The organism is Teredinibacter haidensis (genome assembly GCF_014211975.1).
GTDB lineage: Bacteria > Pseudomonadota > Gammaproteobacteria > Pseudomonadales > Cellvibrionaceae > Teredinibacter > Teredinibacter haidensis.
The window spans coordinates 86,992-103,945 of sequence record NZ_CP060084.1 but is presented as its reverse complement, the minus strand read 5'-3'; the positions used below and the strand labels follow the sequence as shown (position 1 = coordinate 103,945).

The window sequence follows — 16,954 nt, the reverse complement described above, 5'->3', positions numbered from 1 at the left end:
AAACCATAGTGAATTGCTTTCGCATGCGTAGCAAAGTGGCCCTGGAGGCCCTAAAGGAAGGCTGGCGAGATCAACGCTTTAGCTCCGACGAGCTGATGCAGATTGCAACCACGGATCGCCACCGTCATTCAGCCACATTTTGAAATGCTGGTGGCTTAAGCAATAGGATTGGACATGATGGAAAGGCAGGGAGAAATACAATGAAAGACATCGCCAAAAGCATTAAGGGACGTTTGTTAAATACTGCCAAGGCACAAAACGTTAATTTTAATACTTTGCTCGCGCAGTATGCCCTACAACGCTTGTTGTATCGGTTGAGTATTAGTGTATTTAAGGATCAGTTTTTGTTAAAACGCGCGTGGTTGTTTGTGGTGTGGAATAACACCCTACACCGAGCTACCCGTGATTTAGACTTACTGGGGTTTGGGGATAATACCCAAGAAAACCGACTAGCAACCTTTAAAATACTGGCCGCACTGGACGTTGTTCCAGAAAATGGTTTTGTGTTTGAACTAGACAGCTTTGGGGCTGAACAAATTAAAAAAGAAGGCGATTACCAGGGTGTAAGGATTCAGGGTAAAGCAAGTTTAGACTCCGCCATTATTCCTATTCAGGTGGGTTGGGATAGACCCACGTGGCGCTGGCAATAAACGAATGAAAATATCACGCACCTTTTTCGCCCTATTGGTGGTACCGTTATTCTGTTTCTTTAAGGAATTTCAAGAGGCTCATACAAGAGGTAACGATTGCCATCATAATAAATGTAAGTATCAATACCAGCACCCGTTGGCAAAATAATAATGTCTCCCTTTGCTCTGTGAAGCGGCCCCTGATTTTCAATAGAAGCAATGTAAGATCTCTTTTCTACCGAAAGGTCAAGTGCAGCGGGAGCATCTAACTTTGTCATAGGTCTAGCTTCATGAATGACAATATTTTCATCCGCCCCACCATGTACGATAGCTATCGCGTGTAATGCTCCAGAAAAAGTTGCTGGATGAACATCCCCACTCTGCACTTGATAAACAGTTAAAGAGTCAGGAATGGTTAACTCAGTATTTTTCACCTCGGCAAAATACACGTAGTCACTATTGCCATCACCATTAAAATCAAATGCGGTTTTTGCTTGTTTAAAGCTAGACGATAGCTGCATAAAATTTTCAAAGATTTCGAATTTCTGCTCCCAAGCATTTACCTTACTTGACACTTTAAGGCTTTGCTTAGTCGCTACATCTTTACCACAAGAAAAGCTAGACACCATCACTACTATTAGAGCGACAATCGTAGAAGAATTGAAACGCATTTATTTTGCCTTATCTAGTATTGAAGTTGGATCGATCAAATCTGAACGACGTTTATAGGGCAAATTCGATTTTACAGTTAATCGCCCATTTTCTTTACCTGAATACATTTCAAGATGAAGCATGGACATATTAAGCCCTTGCAGCTTTCCAATTTTCCCAACTAACTGACCTTTTTTAACCGTAGCCCCTTTTTTCAGGGGGCTAGATACTTTTCCCAACTCACCATAGAGCGCTAAAAAATCAAGATGTTTAACTTCCACGGCGTATGTACCTAGATAGAATTCGTAACCTGCCGTCTCAACAACGCCGTCAGCCATTGCATAGACCGGGGTGCCGATTTGAGCATAAAGATCACAACCCGCATGTAAACGTCCGCCGCTTCGAGTTGCTCCAAAGCGTCGCATTCCAGTCTTATAGGATTCTCTAGGGCGCATAGCCAATGGGAATTTGTAGGATGGCTCAGACGGTGTTTTGAAAAATGGCTTTGATATATCTCTAAATAAGCCAGTTACTAAATGGGGACGAGGCCTAATTTTTTTAAAATTCAAAGCCATTAACGTTTTACCCCTCGGATCGACACGACCATCTGGTTTCGTCATTTTCATGGCTATTTTTTGAAACATATCGATGGCATCTATCGTTCTAGCCCCTATCTTTCCATCCACTTGCAGAAAACATAGAGGTCCTAACAAATAAAGGCAATCATTTATTAGTGTTTGTATCGTGGCTACATCTTTGAACTGATTTCTGCCACCTCTCCCTACACTTGCAGTCAACATCTCCATATTCACCAAATTTTCCTTATTTATAAATAAAAACCTGTTTAGCAATTTTTTAAGTTAAAAGTAAAACCATAGTGCTCACACGTACGCACACTAAAACCAGGGTCATTATATGTCGACTTGGTTATCCATTCTCAAAGAATTTTGCGATCATTATCACAATAGTAGTCTTCAGTGTACCCACGTAGGGCGCTAATCAGGACAGACACCATTAGCGCCTCTAGCTTACGATCATGTTCTGCGAGTCAAAATCGACTACATCAATGCCCGCAGAGTGATTAACGGCACCGACAAGGCCGCCACTATTGCCAGTTACGCAGAAGACTTTGAAATACTTCTTTTACTCTCAACTCAGTAACTATTTATGAAAATCAACCGATCCCTGTCAACGCTCTGTTTACTGGGTTACGTATCCATTCTGGCGGCCTGCCAGAGCAGCATTGGTGCGGTAAAATCCGCCTATCAAAACACGTTAGTCCGCTTTAAAAATTTACGCAATATCATTCGAGCCATTGCCGAGTTTAGAAAGGTGACGAATAAATAATGGGCAAATTATCTATTGCTTTGAGGTTTCTACTGGCTCTTGCGCTAGGGATATCTCACTCTGCCTGCGGTGTCGCGCTCGGAGCAACCACTTCCTAGAAGCACCACGATAAGCACCTTGCCGCTCGCGGCGGCGGGGCATTTATTGGCGTGGGTTTGTTTGTCGATTAGCTCCGGGGATTAATCTCTAATTTCGGCTTAGCCTTCCGCCCTCTCCTGCTTTTACAGAAGCAGAAATTTTGATCACCTGCCTTTCGGTGCTGAAGCTTGCCAAGCGCCTTTGGCCTTTTTCTCTTGTTGCGGCTGGGTTTTAAGTTTTTAACGGCGTGGGCTTTGTTGGCGCTGGGGAGGCTGTCCGTGTAGGTGAATGACCCGTCCTGGAGCCGGGGGAGGATTTCCTGGAGCCAGGTGACCCGCCCTGGAGCTGGGTGAGGCCTTCCTGGAGCTGGGTGGAGGCTTCCTGGAGGCGGGGGAACCCTTCCTGGAGCTGGGTGACCCTTCCTGGAGGCGGGGGAACCCTTCCTGGAGCTGGGTGACCCTTCCTGGAGGCGGGGGAACCCTTCCTGGAGCTGGGTGACCCTTCCTGGAGCTGGGTGACCCTTCCTGGAGCTGGGCGACCCTTCCTGGAGCTGGGCGACCCTTCCTGGAGGCGGGTGACCCTTCCTGGAGCCTGCCTTTTATGCGATCTGTATGATTAACAAGGCGGTATTGCGACGTTTAAGTACGCTTGTTGGGGCTTTTGGTTTGGCGCTGGCGTAAAAAAGCCCACGATTGTGGGCTCGGGAGGTTTGCTTAGCTTTCGGCTTACACGGCAGCCGTTTTGCTTTCGCTGAGGCTGCGCTTCTTACGACGGAAGTAGGCGCTGGAATAGCCGCTAAGCCGAGCATCGTTGTCGTGGAATACATATTTACCGCAGGCTCGCACTTCGTCGACGATTTCTTTTAGGTAGGTATAGGCTTTATCCCGCAGGCTGCGACCATCGTTGCCACTTAGCCTGTCGCCGTTAACTCTGGCCAGCAGTTGGGCGATGGTATCGGCGCTGTTTGCTGCAGCGTCGAGTTTGCTCAAATCGAAATTAATGGTTTCCAACAGGGTGGTGTTCTCGCGCCCCAGTACCGCGAGTGTGCTTAGGTCTTGGATCATATCGGCGCTGCTATCGCCCTCGTCAATTTTGCTGACCCGCTTCAGTAGGTTGTCATGCTTGCGGAAGGCGTAGCGAAAGCTGCGCAGCAGTTCGTCGCGCAGATCGAAGGCTTTGGGGCCTTCGGTGGCCCACTCTACTTCGGCGTCTTTTTGCGCACGGTATTCCGCCTGCCAGCGGCCCTCGGCTTCGCGCAGTACTCCCACGCGAACGGAGAGTTCGTTTAGCTCGGCAGCACCAAGGCCCGCGCCCGCGAGCGTCTCGCTATCTTGCATGGCCCAGTGAAAGAGGTTTTCTGCTTCTTGCGCATAAATGCCAATGGGCATAGGACAGTTGTTAGAGGCTTCGGTGAAAAAGGCCTGAAGGGCCGAGAGACGATCTTGAAAATCACGTTGGTCGGACATTTACTATTCCTTTTATTGTCGAAAATAGTTTGCGGGCTTCCTACCCCTGCTCGCACCTAATGGTCACTTCGTCAAGCACCGAAACAAAGGCTCTTCGGTGCTTCCGTAGCGGACTGGGGCATAGTAAATCTCAGCGCCCGCTGCGCAAGCCGAATGTGGATTAGCACGCAAGGTAGTTTCATAGATCTGCCGTTTATTTGAAATGCATTAATTTTTGCTGCAAAAGTTTGTGAGCTAACACTCAGGTATTACGGTTGGTAAAAGCGGCCGCTGGGATAGATATGAATCGCGCGCTTACCTCACAAACACACGTTAAACCTTTGCTTGGGGGCTTCACACGCGCGCCCCTGCGGGCGAATGTTTGTGATATAAACCCCCAATTCGTTTTTTATTCTGATGGGAAATCGGTGGAACCGAGTTACTGCAGGTTCATATTTAACGCTTGTGAATTCCGAAATTCCGTCGATTTAAGTGGGTGCTTAGCATCAGACACTGGGGCAGCTATGAATTGCACTTTTACCTCACACTCACGCCGTACCCCCCCCTGCGGGCGAGAGTTTATGGCGTTCCCCCGTCCAATTCATTTATTTGATAATGGTGGCAAAGCCGTGGGTGAGCGTTTAATGGCCGTTGGATAAGTACTGGCGAAAGGGTTTACACTATTTCGGCTGGATTCTTACGCATCCAATACCGAAGTATTGAAAAAACACGTAACACAAAAAATGAATAAAACGTGGTAGGCTCAAACCAAGTATAAAGCTATAGCACTATGTTCCGGCTCTGTTTAAGCTGCATTTTACACCACTACTTTTCGGTTTTCCTACGGCGGTTAATTTTTGTAAAATATCCGTTATAAACAAAAACACACTATGTCGTGCACTCGGCCACAGTTAACACGGGATTATGGAGCCACTAAAATGAGCAAGTCGATGTGGGATAATGAATACAATACTGATCAATATGTATATGGAACGGAGCCAAATGATTTTCTAAAAGAACATTACGCTGCTATTCCGAAAGGTAAAGTGCTTTTATTGGCCGACGGCGAAGGTAGAAATTCTGTATTTCTCGCTAAGCTTGGGTATACGGTAACGGCGGTAGATATTTCTAGCGTAGGCTTGGAAAAGGCGAAAAAGTTAGCGGCAAAGAATGGTGTAGAGATCGACGTTATTTGTGAAGATTTACAGACCTTTGATTTCGGCGAAAAAAAATGGGCCGGCATTGTTTCCATATCGTGCCACCTGCCAGAAAAATTGCGGAAAGATGTTTTTACGCGCGTTGAGCAAGGCCTTAAATCGTCGGGAGTGTTTCTTCTAGAGGGGTATAGGCCAGAACAGCTCGAATACAAAACGGGTGGCCCTCCCCTAGCCGAAATGATGACATCAAAAGAAACGCTGACGAACGAGCTACCGAATTTGACCTTTAGTCACCTTAAAGAGCTTGAGCGTGAAGTTCATGAGGGCATTAATCACCATGGCCTTGCGGCGGTAATACAAGCGATTGGGACTCCCATCGAATAATCTTATAACCAATAAACTTTTCAACGCCACTTTGCGTCTATACGCGCTAACGCGCGCCTGAACTTAGAGTGTTAAAATAATTAATGCCAAGGAGAGCTATATGAAATTAATTTTGTTAAACATCGTTGTATTAGTTCTCCGAATTACGATCGGCCATACGGACACATCCAAAATCGGCCGACATAGAGCTATCAAGTGTTGTTTGCAAACAACGAATGTGCGAAGTAATTGCTAAAACCTCTAGTATTGATTCATGGGCACACATCACCTCTTCCCTGTATCAGGATATAGAACGAATAGCTTTACCGATGGATGTCAAAGACAACTTTCTGAAACTTCAATTTAGAAATGAGGATACAACCTATATTTATAGCCTTTACAAATACCTGGAATAAGTCCAAATTAACGTCTCTTCGGTTATAGCTGATCGAAAAAAATAAAAATCAAATAGAAGGCTACGGGTTTGTTAAGGCGCTTGGGCTTACGCGCTAGCGCATAGGCACCAAAGTTTCGAATTGAGGCCCAACCCTGTCTCGCTTTTACCCACTATAAGTCTGCAACATAGAATCGGTGCGCCCGTGGGCGCATTCTAAATGCGCTGTACGCGGCAGTTAGTCGTATTTTAGTGCAGTGTGTAGCATGTTAATCATTTTGTTATATTGTCTAGTAAGAAGCGATAGATTACGACGTATTAAGAATTAGTCTGGCTAACAATATTACCTGCTTTAGCTGGAGTGCCTGGGGTGATTTTCTTTGATCGCCGCTTGCCTTTCTTTAAAGCTTAGACTAACGGGAATCGAGTCTATTTTTAACCACCATTCATAAAGGAAGTAGCATGAACTTTAATTTTCCCGCTATGCTATGTATGGCTCTCACCGTGAGTGCATGCAGCAACATACCAACCACTCAGATCGAAGCTTTTAGCGAACAAGCCAACGGGTTGTCGGCCAGTATCAATGTGGTTATTACTGAGCTATATGACTCAAGGCTTAACAAAGAAGTCGAAGTGGCCATCAACCAACAAGATGTTGTGACTACGCTAGATTCACTTCAGGTGTTTGATAAGCACTTATTTAAAACGGCGAAAGATAAGAAAACCGCCTCTTTGGTAAAGGCTAGCCAGGCACTTAACAATTATTTCAATGCTCTCCACCAGCTTGCGCTTATCGGCGATAAAGAAAAGCATGCCCTCTCGGGCGCCGAATTGAGTTCAGCCATCTTCAGCTTGAATGATGCCCATAAGGCGCTGGGCGGAGATGATGAACTTATTTCAAAAGATGATGCGTCTACGCTGGGTAAGGCTACCGGATCGATCAGTTATTTGTATGCGAAGAATAAAGCGGCAAAAGCTATCCGTGAAATTGTTACAACGACCGATACAGAGATCCAGAACCTTATCAAAGCTATGGATACAACGCTCAGTAACGGTTACGTTCAGAAGGCGCTGTATGCCTATCGAGAGGAACATCTTGTGTCAGATTTAAACGGGTATATGGCTGCAGAGGAGAACTTGACTATGGATGAGCGTAGAGCCGCAGTAAATACAATTCTGGACGGTTACCGTGAGCTGAAGGTAACGTCTGAAGCGATTAAAAAATCACGTAGCTCTCTCAAAGCTTTGGCTATGGCTCATGGCAAACTAGCTAAATCGCTCAAGGACAAAAAATATACCGGTAAAGACCTTGTGGCAGCGACTAAATCGTTGAAGTCTGAAGCCAAGTACTTCGATAGTGTCGAAGAAATGTTTTTAGATTGCGAATCTAACAATCTTGAAATAAAAGCGGATAAAGGCTTAACCTGTAAATAAGATTCCAATGCCGGAAATGGAACTAACAGATAATTGAGGAATACGAAATGCCAACACCAAAACAGAAAGAAGATTTGCTTACAGAGATTCAAAACGCCATCACGGCTATCAATAATGTTTGGCCTCTGCTGGATAAATCAAACCCTGTTGAATTCAAAAAACGTCAAAAGCTGCTGGCAGAAAAACGAAAGTTGCTCGACCAATACGATGAAGTACTCGATGACTTGATGAACGATACCCCAGACGAAATTACGCAAGCCTTGGCTGACCTTCAAGCCGCCACCCAGAAGGCACAAGAGGCGAGACAATCTATTAAGGAAAACTTAGATAAGATTGAAAAAGTAACGAGCGCGATCACACAGGCTGTAAAAGCCGTTGTTTCAGTCGCTGCTGTTTTAGCTTAATAGCACGGAGCTTTCCTGTAGAGCCATATCATACCGACGAAAGAGTAATTTCTGTTTTCTCTGGCTCTATTGTTGTGGGATATGGTGATACGGTTATCCAAGAGCAGGTGATAGACATTAGCGCCGGTGGTGTCTATACCGAGCCTAGCCGTCTGGATCACTACACCTGGGCGAAGAACGGTGAAGTTGTGCTTCAGGTTGTAGGCTCTGAAAACTCAAAGCGGGTAGCAATCAACAAGGCGTTGTAAAGGCTAAGCAAAATATTCGTGCAGCCAAAAAATAAAAGCCCCACATTCTTAAGGATATTTAAGTAATTCTAAAGCATTAGCTGTCAATAGATTTATCCGTGCATTGTGCTTTTGGCGGGTGTTTTATTGGCGGTTAGTTTTAATTTTCTATTTATATCGATTTGCGATAAATCAATAGGCCTTTTGCCTTTGCCCGCCCGTATATTTCACAGAACTTGTGCGATCAGGGTCTCAATTCCCCCCGTACTGCCGCTCTTTCGAAAAGTTTGTAATAATAAAAACGAATATCGCTCCACCTGAGGCACGCACCTTATCTTATTGTCAAATTGACAATTTTGTGCCTAATCGACGACAATCTCCGTACTGGTTCCCTGCCTTGCTGACAATAAAGATAATAAACAAGCTGTGTGATGGAAACGGGATGCGGGTCAAGCATAACAACAACCTTAAGAACATAAACTAGTTAAGCACAACCCAATGGGATCAGTGCAATCAATCATCCCTTACAACGCTCTTAAATGGCTACTTTTCTCTCGATAGTAATTGATCGCTTTCAATTGGCGGGGAGTTACAGGTAGCGATAAACATAATGCAATCAAGAGGATCGAAGAATGAAAGTAACTGACATTAAGTCAGGGTATTTGAGTGTGGCTAAAGCCATATCGATTACCCTTTTATCGGTTGTGGCGGGTCTGTTTTCTTTGGGCACCCACGCGCAAATAACCATATCTGAAAACGAAGAAGGTGACAACGGCGGCTTTTTCTATACTTTCTGGAAAGATTCCGGCGACGCGTCGATGACTCTTTACGATGGCGGTCGCTATACATCCAGCTGGACGAATGCCACAAACAACTGGGTAGGCGGATATGGTTGGAACCCCGGAAGCCGCAAAACGATTAGCTACTCGGGTAGCTACAGCGCCAACAACACCAGCTATTTGGCACTTTACGGCTGGACAAGAAACCCGCTCATTGAATACTACATTATTGAAAACTGGGTGAATTACAACCCAAGTTCCGGTGCCGATAGCTACGGCTCAGTCACGGTTGATGGCAGCACCTATCAACTTGGACGCAGCCAGCGGGTAGAGCAACCCTCTATCGACGGTACGGCTACTTTCTACCAATATTGGAGTGTGCGCGACAACAAGCGTACCAGTGGAACCATCGATATTGGCGCTCACTTCGATGCCTGGGAAGCGGCCGGTTTAAACATGGGTACCGAATTCTACTATATGGTAATGGCCACGGAAGGGTATCAAAGTGGTGGTAGCTCAGACGTTACTGTTGTCGAAAGCGGTACCAGCTCAAGTTCTAGCTCCAGTTCAAGCTCAAGTTCTAGCAGCTCTTCGTCCTCCAGTAGCTCCAGTAGCTCCAGCTCTTCTAGCTCTTCCAGCAACGGCGAGTGTGAGGAAGTGTGTAACTGGTACGGCACCTCTTACCCTCTGTGTAACAACCAAACCAGTGGATGGGGCTGGGAAAGCAGCCAGAGCTGTATCGGTCGTACGACCTGTGAAAGCCAGAGCGGTGGCGGCGGCGTAGTGTCCAGCTGTACATCATCCAGCAGCTCTAGCTCCTCCAGTTCTTCCAGCAGCTCTAGCTCTTCTAGCTCAAGCTCTTCCAGCTCAGTTTCTTCCAGCAGCTCTAGTTCTGTTGGCAACGGTGTGGACTGCAGCGGTGTGAACGAATACCCTAACTGGACAGCCAAAGACTGGTCTGGCGGCACCAATAATCACGCATCCGCCGGCGATCAAATGGTCTACGAGGGCACGCTCTATCAGGCCAACTGGTACACCAGCACTGTACCCGGTAGTGATGCTTCCTGGACAACCGTCGGAAGCTGTAACTAATAAACTCTAATCTGGTGGCGCGGCTTTAACAGGCCGCCCATCAGAATTACATTCTCTTAACTATTTATACTTGTATGAGACTAATAAGCTTCTTTCTATTTATTTTTGTAATCCCCTCGGTTATAGCGCAGGAGCAGGTTTTTTATATCGGCGCATTCCAGTCTAATGAAGCGATGACGCTGGCCAGCATGGAGGCAACGGAAGGCATACCGGAAGCTGAAAGGAAAACCTACCGCAATAAATTCTTCGGCAAGCTGGTTAACGAATTTCGTTATGATTCATTCACAACCTACTTCGCAAACCAAAAACCAGAACAACTAAACTTTATTAACGCAGATATAGCACCCCTCACTAAAAACTCAATACGTATAACGTATTTCCATCAAAAGCGCGGCGACGTTGTGCGAGAGCTTACCTTTGAAAATAACTGTTACACTATTCCCGTGACAGTTTGGCAATTCAAAGAATACTTTTGCAGAGTACAATAGCCATATAAAAGACAACTAAAATGAGAAATTTATTTTTTAGTATCGTTATACTATTTATTTTTACAGGCTGCCAAAACGCCGACCAAAATTTTGAAGCAACCATTAATAAAATAGAGTTACTCGAAGGCCTTATATTAAAAGGGCTCGCGATTACCGGCACAGTTTCTAAAGGCTGTATCGCAAACAACGACTGGTTTACGGTTTACCGTAACGGTGAAGAGATACAGAAAGCCGACTCGCGTCTGTTGAATATAGCCAACCTCAAAGAGGGAGAATCTTTCGATGGAAAAGCAGACAAGGGCGACGAAGCGACTTTTTATATTCCCGACGGTAAATTAGGTGATGTACTGGTGGGCGATATAATCGTTAGTAACGAAGGCACCTGTAAATAGAGGCAGTGCTTTGTGGCCGAACCAACGCTACGCGTTAACGTAATATTTTTCGCTTGCTTATCTTACCCAGCCAAACGGCTTAACTCCGTTTTTATTTAAGGCTGCACCTTTATAACAACGGACAACCCTCTTCCTTACCTATCGGCGGCCATGTAATGGCCTTTACCCAACGGGCCTAACGTCCGAAACACTCCATTGAACGCCGCAACTGGCCAGACTGCTGGCAATTATAAAAATCACAACAACTAAAGAGTTATCTCTTACTCCCTTGGCTGAGTTACAGAGGATAGTCAATAAGCGTAAAGACTATGGTCTAAATAAGCTTCACAAAAGAGCCGTAAAGACGTAGCGCTGAAGAATACCGGGGAGTTTGATGGGTACTGCATTTAAGTTGGCAGTTTAACCACCACCAGCTAAAGGCCTTAGGTCAGAGTGTATATTATTGTACTGAAAATGAGGTATGTATCGAGCACTTGCTATTGGGCTATGGCGAATATACTAGCGAAAGGTAAAGAGCAAGACTTGCCCCCCATCTGCTGTTTTATGGTAGCTTAGGTAAGCACAAAAAAACATCGGAAGGGAGGGGCGGCTGCGTTGCGTTGTTAATTGTTATATATCCCATAAAATAATTCTTGAGAAAGGAGTAGAAAGACAATGGATAGTAGCAATAGGAGACCTTTCCAGCCACGGGCCTTCACCTAACACCAAGGAATCAGTGCCCACCAATATAACTGTATAAACAGACCAAAGCTAAACGGCCGATGGAATTTCTGATGCCCCGCATCGAAATACACCCAGTTCAAAATTAACAAAACTGACACTAACGCCCATATAGAAACAGTGCTACTGCCAGTCTTGACTTCGAAAAATCCCAAAGTAATTTGAATCAGACACAATATCATTGTTACTGAGATCTAAAATATGGGAAGTGTTTTGCTGATGTATCAATTCATATTTACAACTAACGATCCTGTAGAAAAACAGAGTTCACAACAACGAGTCGGGTTGACCAATTTGTTAAGCTCCGGACCAAACATACCCAACAAGTTGACATTCAATAACGTTATTGTTAACACCGTCAATGATAACCGCTCTTTCAGAAACTATAACCGCTTCTCTACTATTAGATTCAGAAGAAAGTTTAGATTTCAACTCATCAAAACACTCTTTTTCAGATTCTTCTCTATTTGGAAAGTCCGATATCAAAACCTGTTTTGAATATTCTCGTTTTTTACCCCCCTTATGCTTCAGCTTAGATTCGTCGTATATATTTTTACCAGCCTTAATACTATTTTTTACTGCATCCTCTGGTAGCAGGTTAACTTTTACACAGCCAGCTAACAGTAATACCGAAACAAATACATATACTAGGTTTTTCAAAATACCTCCAGATTTCTCGTTTTACTTAACAACATTATTAGGCTACAAGTTCCCGTGTTTTCCCACGGAAGCTTGCCGCAGAACCGTTAAAGCAAAACCAATGGATCAGAGCAACTCGATTTTCAAGGGTCGCTTTGGGTCGATACAGACAAAGATACCAACGCTTTATCGAATAGCCGCTCGTTTAAACGCTACAACAGTAAGCCTTTAAAGCAGGGAACGAATCAACCTACCGAGCTTTACTCAGTAAACGATTTAGCTATTGAGTGTTCGCCACACGGTGGCCGATGCTCTTTGGCTGCGTTGACGCACTTTAGCATATAAGGTGGCTGATGCGGCTCTTTGCGCCAGCTCAATGTTTGTATGTTCCGTGTTGCACTTTTGGGGCAAAACTTAGTTTATGTATGTTTAGCGGCTATTGGTATCTTCCGCTGTGATGGATTCGCTCGCTATAGGGGTTTTTTGGTTAATGAGTTTGTTAAGGGGCTTGCGGTGTTTGTACGCGCTGTTTTTATTTCTGGGGTTGTGGGGTTTACATTGCGGGCACAAAAATTCTTCGTTGCAGGCCGCTGCTGCCTCACAATTTTTTCAAACGGGGATGGGGGACGGAGCTTGGCTCTAGAAACACGCGCTCGCTGGGTTGCGGGCGCGAAGCCTCTAAGGGTGGGTTTACGCGGTGTTTGTGGGGTTAACTCGCAATGTAGTTGGCTCGGCGGCTACTAGATTCAGCAGGCCGCCGAGCTTAGCCCTACGATTTCACCACTGGGGTGGTGTTTTAAGCTCAGGCATTTATTTAGTAGCCACAGCCTGCTGTGGTGTTGTGGTCGCAACCGTCTGTTGCGATGTAGTGTTGTGTGCTGTATTCGTCGCTGGGTAGTAGGTTTAGTGTTTCATTTTCGGTACTGAGCATTTTGACGTAGTCGATAAACCCTTGTGCGTATTCGGTGTAGGTATCTACGTAGTCACCCGCATCGAAGACTGTGCCGAAGGTGGTATAGCCGTCCTGACCGGAGGCTATAAAGTTGTTGGTTACGACGGTGTATGTTGCGCTTACGTTTATCGGCGCCCAGCTGTTTTGTACGCGCGAGTTCACTTCTACTGTTGTGATGCGTTCACCTTTGTCTTGCGAGGCGTCTACGTTGTAGCGCAGGCCGCTGGCGTAGGGGTATGAGCCTGTCGAGCCGTTGTTGTCGAGAGTGTTGGAGAGTGCGTCTTCCAGTACTTCGATTATTTGCTGGCCGGTCATTTCGAGTGTTACCAGGGTGTTGCTGAACGGCAACAGGGTATAGGCATCGGCGATGGTGTATTCACCTGCGGCGACATCTACACGTACGCCGCCACCATTTTGTATGGCGATATCGGCGGTGGGTGTTGCCATTAGGAATCCTTTTGCGACGATGTTGCTGATGTCGGAACCCATTTTATATACGCGCTCGTTTGCCGCTTCACACAGGAGGGAGCGGGCTTGCCCGGGCCAGCGCTCTAGACAGAGGTCGGACTCGACTGTGCCGATTACGGCTGCCTTTAGCGATTCGGTTTGCGATTCGTACGCGGCTAATACTGTTGCTGTATTTTGATCTTCTTCTACTACTATCAGTTCTGGGTGTGCAGTTAAGGTGGCTTCAACGAGGGCTGTGTCCATGCTGCTCAGCTCGCGGGTGTCGTTTTCGCCGTGTTCGTATTGAAAGCTTCGGGCAATGGGCATTAGTGGGGAGCCGCCGCAGTGGGTTACTTTTCCTTCTTTGTCAAAACTTACGTCCAGTTTGCCCATTAGGTGGCTGTATTCCCACGCTTGTACAACACAGACGGTGTCGCCATCGGCGTTGGTGACCACGGTGGGGTATTCGCCCACGGGGTTGAAGCCCAGATCGCTAAAGGTGCTGTCGCCCAGCAGGCTGTGTGAGTCGCCTCCTACGATGACGTCGACACCACTTAGGTTGGCCGCTAGCTCTAGATCGTTGCTGTATTGGTAGTGCGTGACGAGAATAATTTTGTTTACGCCATCGGCTTTTAACTCGTCAATAAACTGTTGTGATGTTGCGGTTTCGTCGGCGAAGGTTGTGCCGTCGTCGGGGTTGGACGAATTTTTAGTTTTACCCGCAATATCGATTCCGATTAAGCCGACTTTTTCTCCATCTACCTTGATCACTGTGTAGGGTTCGATATAGCCGTCTGCTATGGCCGAACCGCTTGCAGGGCTAACGTTCGCGGCTAGGGTTGTGGTGCCACAGTTGTTGTCGTTTAGGTGATCGAGAAATTTGGCGAGGCCATTATCGCCGCTGTCAAATTCGTGGTTTCCCAGAGCAAAAACATCGAAGCAGATTTCGTTCATCATGGCTGCATCCGCTTCACCTTCGAATAAGGTGTAGTAGAGGGTGCCGGTTACGGCGTCGCCCGCATGAATTTTTATGACGTTGTCGTTATCGGCCTCAAGCTGTTTAAACAGTGTTGTGATCATCGGAAAGCCGCCAAAGCTTACTTCAACTTCGGCTACGTCTTCGCCTGCGGCAGTGCGTGTTTCTAATGCTATGGTGTCGACGGCAAAATCGAAGGTTTCGGCTTCGAGGTGAGAGTGATGGTCGTTCATATGCAGCAGGGTTAGGTCTATTGCCTTGCTGTCATCATCATCGCCACTGCAGGCGGAAAATAGTGTTGCCGCTGCCATTAGCAAGACGCTGCGAGAAAAGGTGGTGGTATTCATAGGGTTGGTCACTCCAGTTAGTAAAATTCGCGCAGCTATTTAATGACGCTGGAGTGATACTGTTATTGACTATTTGTGAACTTAACATTTCATTTTCAAAGATGACCGAGCGAACTAGCCCACATGGCGTCAATATTCGTTCCCCGGCAGGCCTATTGGGTGGTATATAACGCGGTTTTTTAACCGTCGATAAACGGCTTTCGCCCCTTCATTTAAGGGCCAATTACAAAATTATTTATAGCTATATCGAATGAAAATTGTGCTAAATCCCGGCGTAATTGAGCTAAGGTTAAAAAACGACTTTTTAATATGTATCGTTCAGCAATATGAATTTATCTGCCAAGTTTTTTGCCATTATCGGCGGTTTACTGATACCAGTGTTTCTGGTGGCAATATTTGGCTACCCCGGTTACGCCTTGAGCCTTGCTCTTGGTTTTTTCATTGGCGCCTTCGCTATCGCTGCTCACAACAAGCAGGCATATGACGCAAGCTTAAAGACGGCCCAGGAAACTATTAAGACTATTTTTTCTAGCAAGAGTAGGACGCAAGAACTCGCTCACCTCTTTCCGCAGAAAAGCGCTTCGAGCCCCGTTGAAGATCTACTGCTTCGCTATCACAAAGAGATGGTGCTTTACCTAGAAAAACTCGTGGCCAACGCCGACCAGCAGGCGATTAGCGCGGCCGAAATTTCTAATTTCGTCGGCAAGTTAAAGTCCTCCATTTCTGAGCAGTCTAACCAGGCCTCTAGAATTAGCTCTGTCGCGGAAAGTATGGCAAGTACGGTAGCCTCTATTGCTGAAGGTGCCGCTGTTGCGGATGAGTCGGTAAACAAGACATCTGACATTTGTCTGGTAGGCTCGCAATCGATTCTGGCTCTAACCCAGGAATTTACGCAAATTGGCGCCACGGTCTCTTCTGTTTCCGAGGCTATATGTGCCTTGCAGGTACAATCACAGGATATACAAAGCATTACCGCCGTGATCAACGGTATTGCCGAGCAAACCAATTTGCTGGCGTTAAATGCAGCCATCGAAGCCGCCAGGGCTGGGGAGTATGGGCGCGGTTTTTCGGTAGTCGCCGACGAGGTTCGCAACCTGGCGAACCAAACGACGAGCGCTACCGGCGAGATTGAAGCGATGCTTTCGCAAAATCACTTACAGTCTGAAAAAGTTACCAACATTATGCAGGGGCTGGAAAACCATATGCGTGGGCTGGTAACGTCCGTTGTGCAGACAGGGGAAACCCTTGAACAAATCTCTGAGCAGGCCAACCTTTCGAAAGAACACGTGAATATGATTGCCAGTGCGATTGCCGGGCAAGTTCACGCCAGTACGGAAGTCTCTGAATCTATTGAGCATATTACTTTGGAGCTAAACCAGTCGTCCTCCGATGCGGCAATGGCCTCCAAAGACGCCGAAAACCTCTCGGAAATTGCGGAACGTATTCTTGGTATTATTGGCCTCTTCACGCTCGGTAAACGGCACGGGCAAATACAGCAAACGGCGATAGCAACGGCTCGCCAGATTGAGCATATTTTTGAAGACGCGATTCGCACAGGCCGAATAACGCAATCCGATTTGTTTGATCGAAATTATCAGCAGATCAGCGGTACAAATCCCACCAAATACAGCACGCGTTTTGATAAGTTTACGGATACGGTTTTACCCGCTATTCAGGAGCCTCTGTTACTGCAATGGAACTACGTGCTCTTTGCCGGTGCGGTCGATAATAACGGCTATTTCCCCACGCATAATAAGTGTTATTCAAAGCCTCTCACCGGAGACTACGAAACTGATCTCGCGAATAACCGCACTAAACGAATGTTTAATGATCGTACGGGATCTCGTTGTGGCAGCAACACTCTGCCCTTTATACTGCAAACCTATAAACGGGATACTGGCGAGGTTATTCACGACCTTTCCAGCCCCATTTATGTGAATGGAAAACACTGGGGTGGCTTTAGAATTGGTTACAGGGCAGAACGGGCTTAATT

The 16,954-nt window shown here is 46.2% G+C and carries 15 protein-coding genes and 1 pseudogene; 11 read left to right on the top strand and 5 right to left on the bottom strand.

What is annotated here, in order from left to right; genetic code table 11:
- The first annotated feature begins 200 nt into the window (after positions 1 to 200).
- Positions 201 to 650: a nucleotidyl transferase AbiEii/AbiGii toxin family protein gene (locus tag H5715_RS00435; RefSeq protein ID WP_075188400.1), complete on the top strand. Its 450-nt coding sequence runs from the start codon at positions 201 to 203 to the stop codon at positions 648 to 650.
- Between the two features lie 59 nt (positions 651 to 709).
- Here H5715_RS00435 and H5715_RS00430 read toward each other — a convergent pair whose 3' ends face one another.
- Complete coding sequence (locus tag H5715_RS00430) at positions 710 to 1,300, bottom strand: hypothetical protein (protein WP_075188399.1); 591 nt, start codon at positions 1,298 to 1,300, stop codon at positions 710 to 712.
- Entirely contained in the window at positions 1,301 to 2,086 is a 786-nt protein-coding gene (locus tag H5715_RS00425; RefSeq protein WP_075188398.1) for a peptidoglycan DD-metalloendopeptidase family protein, read from the bottom strand.
- Between the two features lie 361 nt (positions 2,087 to 2,447).
- Between H5715_RS00425 and H5715_RS00420 the strand changes: the two genes are divergently transcribed.
- A complete protein-coding gene (locus H5715_RS00420; protein WP_075188397.1) occupies positions 2,448 to 2,627 on the top strand; it encodes a hypothetical protein in 180 nt (59 codons plus the stop codon).
- Positions 2,628 to 3,430: 803 nt separating this feature from the next.
- Here H5715_RS00420 and H5715_RS00415 read toward each other — a convergent pair.
- A complete protein-coding gene (locus tag H5715_RS00415) occupies positions 3,431 to 4,171 on the bottom strand; it encodes a hypothetical protein (protein ID WP_075188396.1) in 741 nt (246 codons plus the stop codon).
- Positions 4,172 to 5,088: 917 nt separating this feature from the next.
- Between H5715_RS00415 and H5715_RS00410 the strand changes: the two genes are divergently transcribed.
- The 8 genes and pseudogenes from H5715_RS00410 to H5715_RS00375 all read left to right on the top strand — a co-directional run bounded on the left by H5715_RS00410 (position 5,089) and on the right by H5715_RS00375 (position 10,880).
- Complete coding sequence (locus H5715_RS00410; protein WP_221892324.1) at positions 5,089 to 5,691, top strand: class I SAM-dependent methyltransferase; 603 nt, start codon at positions 5,089 to 5,091, stop codon at positions 5,689 to 5,691.
- A 215-nt stretch (positions 5,692 to 5,906) separates the two neighbouring features.
- Positions 5,907 to 6,086 carry a hypothetical protein gene (locus H5715_RS00405; protein WP_075188395.1) on the top strand — a complete coding sequence of 60 codons (180 nt, stop codon included), beginning with the start codon at positions 5,907 to 5,909 and terminating at the stop codon, positions 6,084 to 6,086.
- Between the two features lie 440 nt (positions 6,087 to 6,526).
- Positions 6,527 to 7,498, top strand: a complete 972-nt coding sequence (locus H5715_RS00400; RefSeq protein WP_075188394.1) for a hypothetical protein — start codon at positions 6,527 to 6,529, stop codon at positions 7,496 to 7,498.
- 47 nt (positions 7,499 to 7,545) lie between these two features.
- Entirely contained in the window at positions 7,546 to 7,902 is a 357-nt protein-coding gene (locus H5715_RS00395) for a hypothetical protein (RefSeq protein ID WP_075188393.1), read from the top strand.
- A 74-nt stretch (positions 7,903 to 7,976) separates the two neighbouring features.
- On the top strand, positions 7,977 to 8,150 hold the full coding sequence (locus H5715_RS00390) for a cupin domain-containing protein (RefSeq protein WP_175574353.1): 174 nt from the start codon (positions 7,977 to 7,979) through the stop codon (positions 8,148 to 8,150).
- Positions 8,151 to 8,761: 611 nt separating this feature from the next.
- Positions 8,762 to 9,997 (top strand): annotated as a pseudogene (locus H5715_RS00385) (glycoside hydrolase family 11 protein); the annotation flags it as partial.
- Between the two features lie 77 nt (positions 9,998 to 10,074).
- Entirely contained in the window at positions 10,075 to 10,488 is a 414-nt protein-coding gene (locus H5715_RS00380) for a hypothetical protein (RefSeq protein ID WP_075188392.1), read from the top strand.
- A 20-nt stretch (positions 10,489 to 10,508) separates the two neighbouring features.
- Positions 10,509 to 10,880 carry a hypothetical protein gene (locus H5715_RS00375; protein ID WP_075188391.1) on the top strand — a complete coding sequence of 124 codons (372 nt, stop codon included), beginning with the start codon at positions 10,509 to 10,511 and terminating at the stop codon, positions 10,878 to 10,880.
- A gap of 1,017 nt (positions 10,881 to 11,897) precedes the next feature.
- On the opposite strand, the gene H5715_RS00370 is transcribed toward H5715_RS00375, so the two are convergent.
- Together H5715_RS00370 and nadN are read right to left on the bottom strand one after the other, a co-directional pair.
- Positions 11,898 to 12,260, bottom strand: a complete 363-nt coding sequence (locus tag H5715_RS00370) for a hypothetical protein (protein ID WP_075188390.1) — start codon at positions 12,258 to 12,260, stop codon at positions 11,898 to 11,900.
- A 793-nt stretch (positions 12,261 to 13,053) separates the two neighbouring features.
- Positions 13,054 to 14,961 (bottom strand): NAD nucleotidase, encoded by a 1,908-nt coding sequence (nadN, locus tag H5715_RS00365; RefSeq protein WP_075188388.1) that lies wholly within the window; start codon positions 14,959 to 14,961, stop codon positions 13,054 to 13,056.
- Between the two features lie 326 nt (positions 14,962 to 15,287).
- Between nadN and H5715_RS00360 the strand changes: the two genes are divergently transcribed.
- Entirely contained in the window at positions 15,288 to 16,952 is a 1,665-nt protein-coding gene (locus tag H5715_RS00360) for a methyl-accepting chemotaxis protein (RefSeq protein WP_075188387.1), read from the top strand.
- Positions 16,953 to 16,954: the final 2 nt, after the last annotated feature.